At 44.4% G+C, this 1,064-nt stretch carries 2 protein-coding genes; one reads left to right on the forward strand and one right to left on the reverse strand.

What is annotated here, in order from left to right; translation table 11 throughout:
- The coding region (locus A3766_RS26960) for a GGDEF domain-containing protein (protein WP_068643330.1) at positions 1–900 on the forward strand (900 nt) is incomplete at its 5' end.
- Positions 901–930: 30 nt separating this feature from the next.
- On the opposite strand, the gene A3766_RS32810 is transcribed toward A3766_RS26960, so the two are convergent.
- The gene (locus A3766_RS32810; RefSeq protein ID WP_369808661.1) at positions 931–1,050 is read right to left on the reverse strand and encodes a diguanylate cyclase domain-containing protein; all 120 of its coding nucleotides are present in this window, start codon (positions 1,048–1,050) and stop codon (positions 931–933) included.
- Positions 1,051–1,064 lie beyond the last annotated feature (14 nt).

A 1,064-nucleotide genomic window follows, 5' to 3' on the forward strand; every position in this document is an offset into this window, starting at 1 on the left:
GGTGACCCGCAAGAGTTCTACGCTAAGTTAAGCGACTTATATCACTTAGTATACGCGCACAATAAGCTTATTTTATCGGTGACTGACCGCGTACTGGCGAACAATCACCAGGAGAGTATCGCGCGCTTATCCTTGTTCTATATTAGCGTCGCTTTCTTCTCCTTGGTCTTGCTGTACTTGTCAGTTGGTTTATATAAGTCTGTTAGCTCTGCTATAGGTGAGTTAACAGGCGCAGCTGGTCGGGTTGCCATTGGAAATTATGATCAATCGATTGAGATTAGCACTCATGATGAATTGCTGACGGTTGCTCAAGCAATGGAACATATGCGTCTAAGCATTAAGGAGCGTGAAGAACGCTTGGAACTAATGAGCCAGATTGATGGTTTGACTCAACTTTATAACCGGCCATTCTTTGATCAAGCAATGGATATATCCTTGGCTAATAGTCGCCGAAACATGACGCCGCTTACCTTGGTTATGATGGATATCGATCATTTTAAAAAGGTAAATGATACCTATGGCCACCAGGCGGGTGATGAGTGTTTAAAACTGATTGCTCGCTTAATGAAGAAACAGTATCAGCGACAAACAGATATAGTGGCTCGTTATGGTGGTGAAGAATTCATTGCGATTCTCTACGGTCAGACTCAAGAGGAGGCCCTATTGCAAACCGAGAAACTTCGAAGGGCAATTGAAGACGCAAATATGACTTATCAAGGCAAAACAATACCGATGACTGCAAGTTTTGGCTTGGCAAGCATGGCACCACCAGAGTGGCAGAAAGGTGAATCATTGGTGGGGTTTGCTGATAGTGCTTTGTACCAGGCAAAAGAAAGTGGCCGGAATCGTATTTGTATCGGAGGTCAGTCAGGTGGCCATGAGACTCAAAATACCGCTTGATAAGGTTCTATAAGACCTAAGGCCGATCTTTTATAGCTGATCAGCTACAGTAACCTGATTTCTTCCTTGACTTTTTGCCTGGTAAAGGGCTTTGTCAGCCTGTTTTACCAGATCTTGCCAGGCTTCCACTCTGGATTCCACGACACCAATACTGACGGTTAGCA

This window comes from Oleiphilus sp. HI0132 (assembly GCF_001635845.1).